The 16,027-nt window shown below is 61.3% G+C and carries 11 protein-coding genes and 1 pseudogene; 6 read left to right on the top strand and 6 right to left on the bottom strand.

Going from position 1 to position 16,027, the window contains the following annotated elements; translation table 11 throughout:
* Positions 1–65: 65 nt before the first annotated feature.
* From mgtA to AC1DIH_RS18875, 3 genes are all read right to left on the bottom strand, one after another.
* Positions 66–2,831 carry a magnesium-translocating P-type ATPase gene (gene mgtA, locus AC1DIH_RS18885; protein ID WP_477772838.1) on the bottom strand — a complete coding sequence of 922 codons (2,766 nt, stop codon included), beginning with the start codon at positions 2,829–2,831 and terminating at the stop codon, positions 66–68.
* A 503-nt stretch (positions 2,832–3,334) separates the two neighbouring features.
* Positions 3,335–4,069, bottom strand: a complete 735-nt coding sequence (locus AC1DIH_RS18880; protein ID WP_477772837.1) for a thioesterase II family protein — start codon at positions 4,067–4,069, stop codon at positions 3,335–3,337.
* Between the two features lie 206 nt (positions 4,070–4,275).
* A complete protein-coding gene (locus AC1DIH_RS18875) occupies positions 4,276–5,448 on the bottom strand; it encodes an MFS transporter (RefSeq protein WP_477772836.1) in 1,173 nt (390 codons plus the stop codon).
* Between the two features lie 210 nt (positions 5,449–5,658).
* On the opposite strand from AC1DIH_RS18875, the gene AC1DIH_RS18870 reads away from it, so the two are divergent.
* Positions 5,659–7,482: a glycoside hydrolase family 15 protein gene (locus AC1DIH_RS18870; RefSeq protein WP_477772835.1), complete on the top strand. Its 1,824-nt coding sequence runs from the start codon at positions 5,659–5,661 to the stop codon at positions 7,480–7,482.
* Positions 7,483–7,674: 192 nt separating this feature from the next.
* Here the strand turns inward: AC1DIH_RS18870 and AC1DIH_RS18865 are convergent.
* Positions 7,675–7,809 (bottom strand): annotated as a pseudogene (locus AC1DIH_RS18865) (DUF6124 family protein); the annotation flags it as partial.
* Positions 7,810–8,044: 235 nt separating this feature from the next.
* A complete protein-coding gene (locus tag AC1DIH_RS18860) occupies positions 8,045–8,416 on the bottom strand; it encodes a DUF6124 family protein (protein ID WP_477772834.1) in 372 nt (123 codons plus the stop codon).
* Positions 8,417–9,102: 686 nt separating this feature from the next.
* On the opposite strand from AC1DIH_RS18860, the gene AC1DIH_RS18855 reads away from it, so the two are divergent.
* The 4 genes from AC1DIH_RS18855 to AC1DIH_RS18840 all read left to right on the top strand — a co-directional run bounded on the left by AC1DIH_RS18855 (position 9,103) and on the right by AC1DIH_RS18840 (position 14,039).
* Entirely contained in the window at positions 9,103–9,492 is a 390-nt protein-coding gene (locus AC1DIH_RS18855; protein WP_477772833.1) for a hypothetical protein, read from the top strand.
* Between the two features lie 181 nt (positions 9,493–9,673).
* On the top strand, positions 9,674–10,159 hold the full coding sequence (locus tag AC1DIH_RS18850) for a cell division protein (RefSeq protein WP_477772832.1): 486 nt from the start codon (positions 9,674–9,676) through the stop codon (positions 10,157–10,159).
* Entirely contained in the window at positions 10,152–11,594 is a 1,443-nt protein-coding gene (locus AC1DIH_RS18845) for a TIGR01777 family oxidoreductase (RefSeq protein WP_477772831.1), read from the top strand. The genes AC1DIH_RS18850 and AC1DIH_RS18845 overlap by 8 nt, the downstream gene beginning before the upstream one ends.
* A 9-nt stretch (positions 11,595–11,603) precedes the next feature.
* On the top strand, positions 11,604–14,039 hold the full coding sequence (locus tag AC1DIH_RS18840; protein ID WP_477772830.1) for an alpha/beta hydrolase: 2,436 nt from the start codon (positions 11,604–11,606) through the stop codon (positions 14,037–14,039).
* Between the two features lie 9 nt (positions 14,040–14,048).
* Here AC1DIH_RS18840 and AC1DIH_RS18835 read toward each other — a convergent pair whose 3' ends face one another.
* Entirely contained in the window at positions 14,049–15,047 is a 999-nt protein-coding gene (locus AC1DIH_RS18835) for a GlxA family transcriptional regulator (protein WP_477772829.1), read from the bottom strand.
* Positions 15,048–15,156: 109 nt separating this feature from the next.
* Between AC1DIH_RS18835 and inhA the strand changes: the two genes are divergently transcribed.
* On the top strand, positions 15,157–15,837 hold the full coding sequence (gene inhA / locus AC1DIH_RS18830; protein WP_477772828.1) for an isonitrile hydratase: 681 nt from the start codon (positions 15,157–15,159) through the stop codon (positions 15,835–15,837).
* Positions 15,838–16,027: the final 190 nt, after the last annotated feature.

Raw genomic sequence — 16,027 nt, 5'->3', positions numbered from 1 at the left:
AATTTTTTTGTTGTGGCGAGGGGGCTGCCCCTCGCCACAGGGGATGCGTTCGTCGCGAAAACGGCTTATTGCCAGCCAAACCGGCGGATGTAGAAGCCTTTCACCGCCTGGGTCAGCGCCATGTATGCCAGCAGGATCACCGGCAAAAACACAAAGTACAGCGACGGCAACGCCTGCAACTTGAAGTAATGCGCCAGCGGCCCCATCGGCAGGAAGATTCCCACCAGCATGATGATTCCGGTCATCACCAGCAACGGCGTGGCTGCACGGCTTTGCAGGAACGGAATCTTCGGCGTGCGGATCATGTGCACGATCAGCGTCTGGGTCAGCAACCCGACCACGAACCAGCCCGACTGGAACAGGGTTTGATGGTCCGGGGTGTTGGCATCGAACACATACCACATCAAGGCGAACGTCAGCAGGTCGAACACCGAACTGATCGGGCCGAAGAAGATCATGAAGCGCCCGACATCAGCCGGCTGCCAGCGTTGTGGTTTTCTCAGCATCTCGTCATCAACGTTATCGAACGGGATGGCGATCTGCGAAATGTCATACAGCAGGTTCTGCACCAGCAGGTGCATCGGCAACATCGGCAGGAACGGGATAAACGCACTCGCCACCAATACCGAGAACACGTTGCCGAAGTTCGAGCTGGCAGTCATTTTGATGTACTTGAGCATGTTGGCGAAGGTCCGCCGGCCTTCCAGCACGCCCTCCTCCAGCACCATCAGGCTCTTTTCCAGCAGAATGATGTCGGCCGCTTCCTTGGCGATGTCCACCGCACTGTCCACCGAAATACCGATATCGGCGGTACGCAACGCCGGCGCGTCGTTGATGCCGTCGCCCATGAAACCGACCACGTGCCCGTTGGCCTTGAGCAGGCGAACGATGCGCTCCTTGTGCGTCGGCGTCAGTTTGGCGAAGACATTGGTGGTCTCCACTGCCAGCGCCAACTCGGCGTCGCTCATGCGTTCGATGTCATTGCCCATCAGCAGGCCTTGTTGCTCCAGGCCCACTTCGCGGCAGATTTTTGCGGTCACCAGTTCGTTGTCACCGGTCAGCACTTTGACCGCCACACCGTGGGCAGCCAGGGCCTTGAGCGCAGGCGCGGTGCTTTCTTTCGGCGGATCGAGGAACGCCACGTAACCGATCAGCGTCAGCTCCTGTTCATCGCCCAGGCTGTAAGTGTCGCGACCGGCCGGCATTGACCGCGCGGCCACCGCGACAACGCGCAAGCCTTCTTCGTTGAGCTCGGCCGTGACCTGACGAATCCGTGCCAGCAGCTCATCGGTCAGCGCTTCCTCAGCCTCGCCGTGACGCACACGCTTGCACACCGCCAACACTTCTTCCACCGCGCCTTTGCAGATCAGCAGATGGGGCTGGTGCTGCTCGGCCACCACCACCGACATGCGCCGGCGATTGAAGTCGAACGGGATTTCATCGACCTTGCGAAAGGCGCTGCCGACGTTCAGTTCACGCTGTATTTCAACGTGCTCGAGCACCGCCACGTCCAGCAGGTTTTTCAGCCCGGTCTGGTAGTAGCTGTTCAGGTAGGCCATTTCCAGCACGTCTTCGGACTCTTCGCCCCAGACGTCGACATGCCGCGCCAGGAAGATCTTGTCCTGGGTCAGGGTGCCGGTCTTGTCGGTACAGAGCACGTCCATCGCGCCGAAGTTCTGGATTGCGTCGAGGCGTTTGACGATGACTTTTTTGCGCGACAGGAACACCGCGCCCTTGGCCAGGGTCGAGGTGACGATCATCGGCAGCATTTCCGGGGTCAGGCCCACGGCGATGGACAGCGCGAACAGCAGCGCCTGCATCCAGTCACCCTTGGTGAAACCGTTGATGAACAGCACCAACGGCGCCATCACGAACATGAAACGGATCAGCAGCCAGCTGACTTTGTTGACGCCGGTCTGGAATGAAGTCGGCACGCGATCGGTGGCGCCGACACGTTGGGCCAGCGCACCAAAATAGGTGTTGTTGCCGGTGGTCAGAATCACCGCCGTGGCCGCGCCCGACACCACGTTGGTGCCCATGAACAGAATATTGTCGAGGTCCAGCGGGTTGCTGGTGTCGTTGTCCTGCTGGCGCGGGAATTTTTCCACCGGCATCGATTCACCGGTCATCGCCGCCTGGCTGACGAACAGGTCCTTGGCGCTGAGCACCCGGCAATCGGCAGGAATCATGTCGCCGGCCGAGAGCACGATCAGGTCGCCCGGCACCAGTTGCTTGATCGCCAGTTCAATGCGCTGCGCCCCTTTGACCCGGGCTGCCGCACCATAGAGTTTGCCAAACACCGTCGCAGGTTCAGCGCTGAAGTCACGGCGCATCACGGTCGCGGTGTTGCTCACCATCGCCTTGAGCGCATCGGCGGCCTTGTTCGACCTGGCCTCTTGCCAGAAGCGCAACAGGGTCGAGAGCACCACCATCGAGAAAATCACCGTGGCGGCCTTCAGGTCGTCGGTCAGCCACGAGATCACGGCCAGCAAGGTCAACAGCAGGTTGAACGGGTTTTTGTAGCAGTGCCACAGGTGCGTCCACCATGGCAGTGGCTGCTCATGCTCGACTTCGTTGAGGCCGAACTGCTCACGCAGCGCCTCGGCCTCGCTGTCGCTCAGGCCGTCACTGTGACTGCCGAGTTTTTCCAGCAGGCTGCCGGTGTCGCTGTTGGCGGCGGCCACCAGGGTTTGCGCCAGGGTGGGCGGCACCTCACGGTTGACCGGCGTGTCGGTGAAGCTTTCCAGCAACGCCAGTCGGCGGAAGTGCCGGGCGAAGTGTCGGGTCCGCAGAAAGCCTGCGAAGAACTCTTTCAACAGAGTGAGTTTCATGGCGGTTCCCCCAAGGATCGGCCGGGAAACCCACGAGCAGGTACGGCCGACCTCACGCCTTGCCATCAAACGGGCAAAGCGGATCCGGCCCGCCCGTCAAAAAGACAGGCGCGTCGATAGGCTGCAATGACGACGCAAAGGTCGGCATCACACACGATTCAGTGTCGTTGAGAGGACGTCAGGACTCGGGCCAGGACTGGCCACGATCAGGATGCCGCTGCTCGCTTTGCGGCGAGACAACAGCACAGGAAACTGCGCGTTATCTTGCCGAGAATATGCCGGTTACCGTAACCGGCCGACTACTGTCACTCGAACAAGTACCCACGTGGGTCTCCGCTATTGATGAAAACGCGCGCAGCTTACGCCGCACTTTTAAGCGCGTAAACCTTGAAACAATTTTCGCCGGATGAAATCGGAAGTTCTTCAGGAAGGGTTCAGGTTGAGTGTTTTCAGGGCATGAAATAACAAAACGCCGGCTGCGATCTTTCATATAGAAGCGATGATTACCCGACAGCCACCATGGCATGCCGCCAATGGTGAATCTCCAAGTAGCCCTTGATCGCCCGCAGCACTTTGGCTTCATGCTCATGAATGAAGAAGTGCCCGCCGGCCAGCATGTCCACCGAGAAACTGCCCAGGGTTTCCTGGCTCCAGCCGATCAATTGCTCGGTGCTGGCCCGGTCGGCCTTGCCGCCGAACACGTGCACCGGGCACTTGAGCGGTGGTCGTTCCTGGGGCTGAAAACGCCCGCACAGCAAAAAGTCCGCCCGCAGGATCGGCAGCGTCAGGCTCATTAGCTCTGCGTTGCCCAGCACTTCTTCGCTGGTGCCGCCGAGGGCGCGCAATTGCTCGATCAGTTGGGCGTCGGTCCTGGGTTCGGAAAAGCCACGGTCATAGTCCGAACGCATTGTCGGTGCAGCCGTTCCGGACGCGAACAGCGCCACCGGTTCCGGCGCGCCCAGTGCCCGAAAGGCGTGGGCCATTTCACACGCCAGCAAGGCCCCGAGGCTATGGCCGAACAAGGCATAAGGCGCCTTCAAGGACGAACGTTGTTCCCGGGCCAGTTGCAGCGCCAGTTCGCGCATGTCGGTCTGCAACGGCTCGTCAAAACGCGCGCCCCGCCCCGGCAGCTCCACCGGCTTGACCTGCAGCCATTCCGGCAGCTTGCGCCGCCAGCGGCTGTAGACCATGGCGCTCGCGCCCGAATAGGGCAGGCACAGCAGTGTCAGTTGGGTCACCGCATTCCCCCTCACTCAAGTTATCTGTGAAGGGGGAACGGATGATGCACAACACAAATTAGTCGCCGTACCTGTGGGAGCGTGGCTTGCCCGCGATGAACGATAACGCGCAATGCCTGAAAAATCGCGGTGCTCGCTTCGCGGGCAAGCCACGCTCCCACAGGTTCTGCGCCAGGTTGTGGACCTGAGTCAGCGCGCGCTAACGCTCACCTGAGCCGGCGATAACTCTGGATGGCCGAGCCCAGCACCACCGTCCCCGCCGCAATCGACAGCCAAAACCCGCTGCGTGCGCCGAAGGCATCCACCAGCCAGCCGGAACCGGCTGCGCCGATCGCCACGCCGATGCTCAGGCCGGTGATCAGCCAGGTCAGGCCTTCCGTGAGTTTGGCTGGCGGCACAATGCGCTCCACCAACCCCATGGCGACAATCAGCGTCGGTGCGAAAAACAGCCCGGCAACAAACACCGCCAGCGACAACCCGAAAATGTTCCCCGCCAATAACAACGGCAGCGTGGTCAGCGCCGTCGCCACTCCGCCGTACAGAAACAAACGCGGCAACGGCACGTCGGGTTTCAACGCGCCGAACGCCAACCCGGCCAGGCACGAGCCGATGGCATACACCGACAGCACGATGCTTGCCGCTGCCGGCTGGCCTTGCTGTTGGGCGAAGGCCACGCTGACCACATCCACCACCCCGACGATGGTGCCCATGGCCCCCATCAACAGCATCAACAGGCGTACATCCGCCGAACCAACGACCGAGCCCGGTTGATCGGCGTCATGCGGATGCACCGACGGCTCGGTGCTGCGCTGCAACACAAACGCGCTCACCCCGATCGCCAACATCAGCAACGCCACCAACGGCCCGGCCTCGGGAAACACCACCACGCACAGCCCCACCGAGAGTGGTGGTCCGACGATAAAACACACCTCATCCAGCACCGACTCCAGCGCATAGGCGGTTTGCAACTGCGGTTGACCACGATACAGCTCGGTCCAGCGCGCCCGGACCATCGCCGACATGTTCGGCATGCAACCGGCCAGCGCGGCGAACACAAACAGCGTCCAGTTCGGCGCTTGCAATCGTGTACAGAGCAACAGCAGCAACAACGCGCAACCGCCGGCCAAGGCCGACACCGGCAGCACCCGCCCCTGACCAAAACGGTCGACCATGCGCGACACCTGCGGCGCGCAAAACGCCGTGGACAAGGCAAAGGTCGCCGCCACTGACCCGGCCAACGCGTAACCGCCCTGCAACTGCGAGAGCATGGTGATCAGGCCGATGCCGGTCATCGAGATCGGCATGCGCGCGACCATTCCCGCCAGCACAAAAGCGCGGCTGCCGGGGGCGTTGAATAGCGCTTGATAGGAATTTGCCATCGGGTTCCATCCTCTGCTGAGGCGTGCAACTTGCCATAAAGCGTCCAGGTAGTAAAAAAGCCACAAATAAGCCCGCCAAACATGAACTCACGCCACCTTGCGCCAGTCACCTGATAAGCCCGCCCGTCGAAAGCTGACTGATAGGCACATCTCATCGGCAGCACACTGTTCATCGACAGAGCATGTGTCTCTATCCGGAGTGACGCAGCAATGGCTGATCATTACAACGAGCGACAAAGCGCTATCGACGCCCACGGCATCATCGGGGACATGCGCAGTGCCGCACTGATCAACGACATGGGCAGCGTGGACTTTTTCTGCTGGCCGGAATTCGACAGTCCGTCGATCTTCTGCTCATTGCTGGACACCCCGGACGCGGGGATTTTCCAACTGGCACCCGACCTGCCCGATGCCCGGCGCGAGCAAATCTACCTGCCCGACACCAACGTACTGCAAACCCGTTGGTTGAGTGAGCAGGCCGTGGTGGAAATCACCGACCTGCTGCCGGTCGGCGACAACGACGACGCCCTGCCCCTGTTGATCCGTCGTGTGCGGCTGGTCAGTGGCCACGCCACGTTCCACCTGCATTGCGCGGTGCGCCATGACTACGCCCGAGCGCAGACCATAGCGCGGGTCGACGGTACTGACATCTGCTTCGAAGCCGCTCACCAGCCAGGTTTACGCCTGCACGCCAATCAGCCGATGCAGGTTGTGAAAGACGCTGCCGTCGCCACGTTCAGCCTCAAACAGGGCCAAAGCGCCGAATTTCTACTCGGCGCCCTCGACGACCCACGTTTCAAGGATGAAAACAGCGACCTGTGCCTGCAACGCACGCTGAAATACTGGCGCGACTGGATCGGGCAATCCAATTACCGCGGACGCTGGCGCGAAATGGTCAACCGCTCGGCACTGGCGCTGAAGCTGCTGACCTCGCGCAAACACGGCTCGATCCTCGCCGCCGCGACCTTCGGCCTGCCGGAAATACCCGGCGGCGCCCGCAACTGGGACTATCGCTACACCTGGATCCGCGATGCCTCCTTCACCGTCTACGCCTTCATGCGCCTGGGCTTTGTCGATGAAGCCAACGCCTACATGCGCTGGTTGCACGGACGGATGAGCGACTGCCATGGCAATGCGATGAAGCTCAACGTCCTGTATGCCATCGACGGTCGTCAGCAACTGCCGGAAATCGAACTCGGGCACTTGTCCGGTCACGGCAATGCCAAGCCGGTACGTATCGGCAACCAGGCCTACGAGCAGGTTCAGCTGGATATTTTCGGCGAGTTGATGGACGCGGTGTACCTGGTCAACAAGTACGGTGAGGCCATTTCCCATGAGAGTTGGCAACATGCCATCAAGGTGGTCGATCAGGTTTGCGATAGCTGGCAACAAGAGGATGTCGGCATCTGGGAAATGCGGGGTGAGCAGCATCATTTCCTGCATTCACGTCTGATGTGCTGGGTGGCACTGGACCGGGCCATCCGCCTCGCTTCGAAACGCTCGCTGCCCGCCCCGTTCGCCCGCTGGGATCAGACCCGCCAAGCGATCTACGCCGACATCTGGAACAACTTCTGGAGCGACGAACATGGGCATTTCGTCCAGCACATCGGCGGCACCGCGCTTGACGGTTCGATGTTGCTGATGCCGCTGGTGCGCTTCGTCAGCGCCAAGGACCCGCGCTGGCTATCAACCCTGCAAGCGATCCAGAAAACCCTGGTGCGCGACGGCATGGTGTACCGCTACCACAACGACAGCCAGATCGATGGCCTCGCCGGCACCGAGGGTGCCTTCGCCGCCTGCTCGTTCTGGTACGTCGAATGCCTGGCCCGCGCCGGTATGATCGAAAAAGCGCACCTGGAGTTCGAACAACTGCTGCGCTACGCCAACCCGCTCGGACTCTACGCCGAAGAGTTCGACAGCCACGCCAGGCACCTGGGCAACACGCCACAAGCACTGACCCATCTGGCGCTGATCAGCGCGGCGAGTTTTCTCGAACGGAAGTTGAGTGGGGAGAAGAGTTACTGGCAGCCGTGAGGTGCTGGTGATGGACCTGACACAGACTGTCTGACAGCAGACAGTCCCTTGTGGCGAGGGAGCTTGCTCCCGCTCGGCTGCGCAGCAGTCGTAACCCCCAGTCACTCAGTCCTCCAGCAAAACCGCATCGAATGGTTTTGGGACCGCTTCGCGCTCCAGCGGGAGCAAGCTCCCTCGCCACAAGGTTGTGCTCTACGCGTCCGAGTCGTACGGATCGAAATTATCCAGCGCCCGATTTACCAGCAACTCGCTCAGTACAATCATCTGCTGAATCGCCAGCGCCACATGACGCCGCGAACCTTCCAGTTCGAAGGCCAGATCACTGGCCGAACGGAAGTTGAGTGGGGAAAAGAGTTACTGGCAGCCGTAAGGTGCTGGTGAGAGACCTGACGCGGACTGTCTGACAGCAGACAGTCCCTTGTGGCGAGGGAGCTTGCTCCCGCTCGGCTGCGCAGCAGTCGCAGACCCGGTAAGCGCGGTGTGCCTGATACAACACGATTGCAGGTTTTTGGGCTACTTCGTAGCCCAGCGGGAGCAAGCTCCCTCGCCACAAGGTTGTGCTCTACGCGTCGGAGTCGTACGGATCGAAATTATCCAGCGCCCGATTTACCAGCAACTCGCTCAGTACAATCATCTGCTGAATCGCCAGCGCCACATGACGCCGCGAACCTTCCAGTTCGAAGGCCAGATCACTGGCCAACACATTCACTGACGCCAGGGTTTCGCTGGCGTGGGCCAGCAGGGTTTCGTTATCGACATCGGGAATGACCACAAACATTTTGCCCGGCCGGGTATCGAGTTTCGGTGGCGGGGTGAACGGTGGTAAGTGGTAATCCAGCGCACGTTCGGCGGCTTCATGCAGCTTGCTGGAATCGAGGGGATCGTAAGGGGAAACGCTGGGGTTTTCGGGGGGATTGGGGGTGATTTTGACCATGGTTGAAACTCCTGACATTCATGAAGCTCACCAGCATCGTGACCAAACGATGGGTGGTGGGCGGTACGCAGGTTGGTCAACCGGGAAGTCAGGCACCCGGCGCACTCGAAAGTGCCCCGCGCACAGCCCACCGCGAAGCATAACGACAAGTGCAAAAAAAAGCGCCGACATGCTTAGGTTGGCGCTCATGCGCCTGACATTGAACAGGTGACCAAACCCGGCCGCTGAATTGGCAGCGACCCGCAAACACTAGTCCCGCGCCCTTCCTAACCACAACCTGAAAATCTCGTCGGACAATTCCCCTCTGCAGCGCTTTTTGTAGGAGACAGACCTTCACACCATCACTCGATCCGTAGCAGCTGGCGAAGCCTGCGTTCGGCTGCGTAGCGGCCGTAAAATCAGACACCACGTTTTTTCAGGTTCACCGTGGAGGCAGGATTGACGACTGCTGCGCCCGAGCGCGGACCGATTCGAACGCAGGCTTCGCCAGCTGCTACGGACCGTGTCGCGGCTTCTGTTGGACTGAGCCCTACAACCGTTAAACAACAGTGCGTTCACGCCCATTGGCGGGAGCCATTCCGCACGCTGAAATATGCGGTTGCATGCCAGCCATCCGCCTCATACCATCGCCCCCTCAACGGGTACAGCGGAGCTGTTCAATAAAAACCCGCATTCAAGGAACCAGAATGAGCCATCGCATCCACTGCAGCATCAAAGCACCTCCCCGATCGGGCCTGACCCGGGATCAACTGTGGGAAGCCGACGACAAAGGCCTGATCAAATGCTGGGAAATCGGCCGCGAACGTGCCGCCAAATTCCCCGATCTTGCAAAACGCTGCCTGGCTGGCGAACTCCCGGTGCTCGGCTGGAAAGGTGGCGTCAGCCGCAGCCTGAAGAAACGCGACAAGTTCGGCTCCCTCAAATACCTCGCCCAATGGCAAGGCCTGCGCGGTGAAGACCTGGACATCGACTTGACTCAGGAACGGACGATGACCTGCTCCAGCACCAGAATGGTCGTGACCTTCACCCCCGACCGCTCGAAATACTTCAACCAGCCGTCGGAAATGGAAGCCTAGGAGCAACGCATGGCCCACCTGCCGGTGGGTCAATCATTCTGATTCACGTCCAGCCCCCACTCGCGGCCGCATGACGCGATCGCAGCACCCCTTGGCGCCCCCAACACCTCGCTTTTCAGCACTAAGCCGGGCAAAACATCGTTACACTTGCCGCCCCAAAAGGACGCGATCAGGACAAGGAATGTTACCCACCTCTTCTATCCTCCGGCGCACGCTGGTGGGTTGGCTGTATGCCGCCGCCATCGCGCATCTGCTCATCAGCCTCATGCTGACCTGGGCTGGCCACTCGGGTTTGCTCGATGGCTATCTGCAAACCCTCGAACAAGCCTTCTGGGCAGACGCCGCGCCTGCTGCCGCTCGCGCACAACAGGTCTGGTGGTTGGCGTTGTTCGGCGCCACCCTGCAAAGTTATTCGCTGTACATGCTGGCGCTGGTGCACCTCGGCAATCGCCTGGAAAGCCCTATCGCGTGGGGCTGGTTAATTGCCGGGATCGTGCTCTGGGCCCCTCAGGACATGCTGATTTCGATCCAGGCCAACGTCTGGTCACACTTGTGGATTGACAGCTTTGCGCTGATCGCCCTGCTGCCGCCCCTGTTCTGGCTGTATCGCCATGACCGTCGCCACCTCTCCCCTGTCAATGTATTGAGTGAATCCGACCATGGCTGATTTTTCCCTGCTGGACTGGGCGCTCACGCTGTTGATTGCCCAAGCGGTTCTGGGTGCGCTGGATACCCTTTATCACCATGAACTGACCGTCGCCCTGCCCTATCGCCACAGCGCACGGCTGGAGCTGTCGATCCACGCGTTGCGTTCGTGCTTCTACGGCATCCTGTTTCTGGGCATGGCGCACCTGGCCTTCCAGGGCACGTGGGCGATTGTCATTGCGTTGCTGTTCGCGCTGGAAATCGGCCTGACGCTGTGGGACTTCGTGGTCGAGGATCGCAGCCGCAAGTTGCCGGCCATCGAGCGCATCATGCACACGGTGCTGGCAGTCAATGGCGGTGCGTTCTTCGCGTTGTACGGGGTGCAACTGGCGCAATGGGCAACGCTGCCTACCGCCCTGAGCCCTATCGATTTCGGTTGGCGCGGTTGGTTGCTGACGCTGTTCGCGATCGGCGTCACCGCCTCCGGTATTCGCGATGGGCTGGCGGCGCTTCGCATGCAGCGCGAAGGCAAACCGGCCAACCCGTTCGCGGGGGGGGCCTATAAGCGTGTACTGGTGACCGGTGGGACCGGGTTTATCGGTGAAACCCTGGTCAATCAACTGCTCGATGCCGGCCACACCGTCAGCGTGCTGGCCCGCGATCCGTTGAAAGCCGCCTACCTGTTTGACGGTCGCGCTCGCTGCCTGCGCTCGCTGAGCAAACTGGGCTACAACGAAACCTTCGATGTGGTGATCAATCTGGCTGGCGCGCCGGTTGCCGGTCCACGCTGGAGCGCCAGGCGTCAGGCGCAATTACTGGCCAGTCGGGTCAACACCACGCAAGCGTTGATGACCTGGTTGAAGAATGCCCGACATAAACCGGCGCTGTGGGTTCAGGCCTCGGCTATCGGTTTTTACGGCGTGCGTGACGCCAGCGAAAGCCTTGATGAAAGCGCCACCAAGGGCGAGGGTTTCATGGCCGAGCTGTGCGCACGCTGGGAGGCCGCTGCGCAACCGGCCAGCGAACTCGGCGTGCGTCAGGTGGTCATGCGTCTGGGGGTGGTGTTCGGCCCGGGCGGCGCGTTGTTGCCGTTGCTGATTCCATTCCGTCTGGGTTTCGGTGGGCGCATGGGCGATGGCCAGCAGATCATGAGCTGGGTGCACCGCGACGATGTGATTCAAGTGATCGCCCGTGCATTCGACGACAACCGCCTGAGCGGCACCTACAACCTGGTCGCACCGGAGGCAGTCAGTCAGGCGGTGTTCGCCGACAGCGTCGGTAAAGTCCTGAAGCGCCCGGTGTGGTTCCACATCCCGGCGGCCCCGGTGCGCGCCCTGGCGGGCGAAATGGCGCAGTTGTTCTTCGACGGTCAACGGGTGGTGCCAAATCGCCTGACCGAGGCCGGCTATACGTTCCATTACCCGACCCTCGACGCTGCCCTGCGCGACCTGGCCTGAGGATTGTTGATGAGCAAGCCCCTTTTGTACCTGCTGGCCGGCAACGGCAGCGCCGCTGATTGGTGGGATGATGCGCTGCCGTACTTTCAGCGCTATCAGGTGGTGCCGCTGGAACTGCCAGGTTTCGGGAACAACCCTCAAGCGCCCTGCGAGGACCTCGCCGCCTACGCTCAGGCGTTGCTGACGGCGACCGTCAAAGGCAGCGCAATCATGGCGGTCGGCGTGAATGCCTTGCTGGTATTGCATGCGCTGCAACGGCAACCGGGGCACTTTTGCAGGAGTGTATTGCTGGCACCGGTGGGCGCGTTTTTGTGGCAACGACGTCTGCCGGCGTTGATGTCACCGCTGCCCATTCGCAAGACCATCCACTGGTTACTGGCAAACAAACCCACGCTGTTTGCGCACAAGTTTTCCAGCCAGACCTGGACACCCGCGCAGTACCGGCGCATGGGCGCCGGCTATGAGCGTTGCCGGGCTTTTGTACCGCACTGGGATCTGGTGCGAGCGGACACTGCGCTGCCATTGCTGGAATGGATCAACGATCCGGTCGAGCTGGTCTGGGGCGATCAGGACAAAGTACTGGGCATCGAGCAAGCCGCTGCATGGTCGGCGATTCTGGCCCGTGCCGATTTGACCATCAGCCTGAAACCCGGATGGGGCCATTATCCATGGATCGACTCACCCGCCGAGTTCGCGCAGTGGCTGGAATCGGGTGAGCGCGGATTCGTCGCGCACACCAAGGGCGGGCGCTTGCAACTGGCGACACTGGCCGGGCAAGCCGTTCCCCCTGCGCTGTCCCTCAATGACTGCAACGATTCACGCTTGCCGGCGTTTCTCGCCGGCCAACCGAATGCCACTTGGGCGGTACGCTCTTCCAGTTACGGAGAGGATCAAGCCGATGCGGCGAACGCCGGTTTGAGCACCACGTTCCTGCGTGAACCAACGCACAGCGTGCCTGCGCGGATTGCCGAGTTGAGTTCGGCCGGGGTCGAAGAAGTGGTGGTGCAACGCTTCATCACTCCCCTGCTGTCCGGGATTGCCTTTGTACGTCATCTGTCGGTCGAGCTGGAATGGGTCGAGGGTCACCTCGAGTCACTGGCCGACGGCCAGGTGAGTCCGCAGCGGGCGATTGTTTCGCGGCTCGGCGCCTCCTGGAGCAACGACACATTCAAGCCATCCCATGGCTTGACCGCGGACCAGCTGTGGCGCTTTTTACAGAACGTGTTGCGGGTCTTCCACTATGTGCCCGGCGACGTCGAATGGGCCTGGGACGGTACGCAACTGTGGTTGCTGCAATACCGGCCGATCAGCGATTACGGCTGGCGTCGGCACCTGACCGCCGCCAACATCGCCGAAATCCTGCCGCCACAACCGAGCCGTCTGGTGGAGTACGCCCAACGACGTGCAGCGGCCAGTATTCCGGCGATCATGGCGCGCTGGGACCCACGCGTTTTGCAGGACAACGAGCCGTTCACTGCGGTGTTCGGCGGCGCCTCCTATATCAACAACGACCTGTTTCTCGCCCGCTTGGCGGACTGGGGAATCTCTGCCAGCAGCTACGCCGGTGAAGTCGGTGGCGCGACGCCGGAGCTGCCTTGGCGGCCTCTGCGTCTATTGCGTTCGCTGCCCTTATTGCTGCGCATGCAACACATCGCTCGCGGGCATTTGCTGACACTGGAAAAACGATTGCAGCGCTTCGACCAGGAGCTGACAGACCTGATCGCGCAAAGCGCCGACGGCCAGCAACTCGCCGACTGGTTTACCCGGTTCTATGTGTTTGTGGTGCAGGGAAACCTGTGTATCGCCACAGCGTTGGCCAGCAGTGGCGGCGATTTGCTGGGGCGCCCACCGACGGCGTATGACGACCTTGCGCACAGCCCACATCGGCTGCCATGGGAAACCGATCCGGCGACGCCACGCCCGGCACCGACCGAGCTGCCCTTGCAGGCATTCCCGCGATGGTCCCGGGCCATCCACCTGGCTCATTCAGCGGGTGCGCCAGGCTTGCGCGGTTACTACCTGCAAGTGCGCGAGTGGTATCGCGACAACCTGATGCGGCTGTTCTTTCGCCTGCACCATGCCATGCCGATGGCGGATCGGGCGCACTGGTTCGGAGCCCATCCGGACATTCGCACGCGTGACGGCAGCTTCTGGCAGGACGGTCGTGAAGGCACCGAGCAGGCCACGGGGTTCATGATCTATCCGGGGCAGGTCCAAGGCATTCTGGGTGACGACATTCTGCTTGAAGACACCCTGGACCCCGGACGACACGCGCACTACCAGACCGCGCGGGCGGTGATCGCACGCATGGGCGGACGCTTGTCCCATGGCTCGACCTTGTTGCGTGAACTGCGCAAACCCTCGGCAGTGCTGCCCCAGGTCGATCTGGCGTGGTTAGGCCGCGAAGTTCGGTATTGCGATGGTGAGTTGACGCTGGTGAAGTAAGCGCAAGCTTTACATCTCGCAGGCCTCTGTGGCACAGGCGTCTTCGCGCGAAAACCGCTCGCGATACGCCTGCGGGGTCACGCCCATGGCCCGCAGGAAACTGCGACGCAGGGTTTCTTCGCTGCCGAACCCACATTGCACGGCGATCCGTTTGATCGGCACTCCGGTGTCACTCAGCAATCGCCGTGCAGTTTCGACGCGAATCCGTTCGATGGCCCGCGCCGGGGTCTGGCCGGTGTCGGCGCGATAGTGTCGGACGAAGCTGCGTTCGCTCATGCCCGCTTGCAGCGCCAGCGCCGGGATGCCGAGGTCCAGAGAGAGGTTTTCGGCGATCCAGGCGTGCAGCTCATCAAAGCGATTGCCGTGCTGTTGCAGGTCCAGCGTCACACTGAACTGCGACTGGCCACCCGGTCGTTTGAGGAACACCACCAGTTGCCGGGCAACTTCCAGGGCAATCCCGCGCCCCAGATCTGCTTCCACCAGCGCCAACGCCAGGTCGATGCCGGCCGTAACCCCGGCCGAGGTCCAGACCGGGCCGTCGTTGATAAAGATCGGGTTGGGCTCGACCCGCAGTTTCGGGTGCTTTTGCGCCAGCTGATCGCAGCGGGTCCAGTGGGTGACCACGCGACGTCCGTCGAGCCAGCCGCTGGCGGCCAGCAAGAATGCGCCCGTGCACACCGATGCCACACGCCGGGAAAGCGCCGCCTGTTGACGCACCCAGTCCACCAGCACAGCGTCTTCGGCCGCCGCGTAAACACCCCAGCCGCCCGCGATGATCAGCGTGTCGGAAGGTTCGCTCGGCAACGGTTCGGCCAGCAGCGCCAAGCCGGCCGAGGACATCACCGCCCCGCCGCCATCGGCAATGACCGTCGGCGCATAGGGCGGTGGCAATCCTCGCTGCGCGGCCATGTCATTGGCCGAGGCAAACACCTGCAAGGGTCCGGTGACATCCAGCAGTTGCACATTGGCGAAGGCCAGCACATGAATGGTTTTCGGTGAGTTCGGCATGATTGGCGTAATTCGAGGGTTGATTGGCGTATGCGCCAAATCCTACGAGCCTACAGTTAAACCGTCTACCCAATAAGGGTGTGAACATGCAGACCAAGGAGATAGCGTCATGACGTTGCAGATCGGTTTTCTGTTGTTTCCACAGGTGCAGCAACTGGACCTGACCGGACCTTACGATGTGCTGGCTTCGTTGCCGGATGTGAAGGTGCATTTGATCTGGAAGGACCTGGTCCCCGTGACGGCAAGCACCGGTCTGGTCCTGAAGCCGACCACCACGTTCGATGACTGCCCCGACCTGGATGTGATTTGCATCCCCGGAGGCAGCGGCGTCGGGCCATTGATGGAAGATCCGCAGACCCTGGCGTTCATTCGCAAACACGCCGCCAAGGCACGCTATGTAACCTCGGTGTGCACCGGCGCATTGGTGCTCGGCGCTGCTGGATTGCTCAAGGGAAAACGGGCGACGACCCACTGGGCCTATCATGAATTGCTGAGCCTGTTGGGCGCCATTCCGGTTCGGGAGCGGGTGGTACGCGACGGCAATCTGCTGACCGGTGGCGGGATCACGGCGGGGATCGATTTTGCCCTGACCCTGGCCGCTGAGTTGTACGACAAAGACACTGCGCAATTGGTGCAACTGCAACTCGAATACGCGCCCGCGCCACCCTTCAACTCGGGCGACCCGCAAAGCGCACCAAAAGCCGTGCTGGAGGAAGCTCGTCGGCGAGCTGCCGCCTCGCTCAATCAGCGCACGCTGATCACCGAGCGTGTGGCTGCACGTCTCGGTTAAGCGCTTGGTCAGGTCTGAAACAGACTTTTACAACGCCCATTAAAATGTATGGTCAGCCCCTCTCCTGCAACCTCTTTGGCTGTTTTCGGTAAAGCTGGCTTGCGCTAATGTATCCGGGCTCATTGTGAGCGTTGCTGCTACAACGCTCGGCCCTCGATGAGTAGCCGCTCCCGACTGTCCTGAAAAAACC

This window comes from Pseudomonas sp. 05N36 (assembly GCF_056397385.1).
The sequence above is the reverse complement of the archived record's forward strand: the minus strand, read 5'-3'. Positions and strand labels throughout refer to the sequence as shown.

What these genes read in the sequence shown, in the direction of transcription:
- mgtA (WP_477772838.1), bottom strand. Translation starts at nt 2,831, where the DNA reads ATGAAACTCACTCTGTTGAAAGAGTTCTTCGCAGGCTTTCTGCGGACC.
- AC1DIH_RS18875 (WP_477772836.1), bottom strand. Translation starts at nt 5,448, where the DNA reads ATGGCAAATTCCTATCAAGCGCTATTCAACGCCCCCGGCAGCCGCGCT.
- AC1DIH_RS18870 (WP_477772835.1), top strand. Translation starts at nt 5,659, where the DNA reads ATGGCTGATCATTACAACGAGCGACAAAGCGCTATCGACGCCCACGGC.
- AC1DIH_RS18860 (WP_477772834.1), bottom strand. Translation starts at nt 8,416, where the DNA reads ATGGTCAAAATCACCCCCAATCCCCCCGAAAACCCCAGCGTTTCCCCT.
- AC1DIH_RS18855 (WP_477772833.1), top strand. Translation starts at nt 9,103, where the DNA reads ATGAGCCATCGCATCCACTGCAGCATCAAAGCACCTCCCCGATCGGGC.
- AC1DIH_RS18850 (WP_477772832.1), top strand. Translation starts at nt 9,674, where the DNA reads ATGTTACCCACCTCTTCTATCCTCCGGCGCACGCTGGTGGGTTGGCTG.
- AC1DIH_RS18845 (WP_477772831.1), top strand. Translation starts at nt 10,152, where the DNA reads ATGGCTGATTTTTCCCTGCTGGACTGGGCGCTCACGCTGTTGATTGCC.
- AC1DIH_RS18840 (WP_477772830.1), top strand. Translation starts at nt 11,604, where the DNA reads ATGAGCAAGCCCCTTTTGTACCTGCTGGCCGGCAACGGCAGCGCCGCT.
- AC1DIH_RS18835 (WP_477772829.1), bottom strand. Translation starts at nt 15,047, where the DNA reads ATGCCGAACTCACCGAAAACCATTCATGTGCTGGCCTTCGCCAATGTG.
- inhA (WP_477772828.1), top strand. Translation starts at nt 15,157, where the DNA reads ATGACGTTGCAGATCGGTTTTCTGTTGTTTCCACAGGTGCAGCAACTG.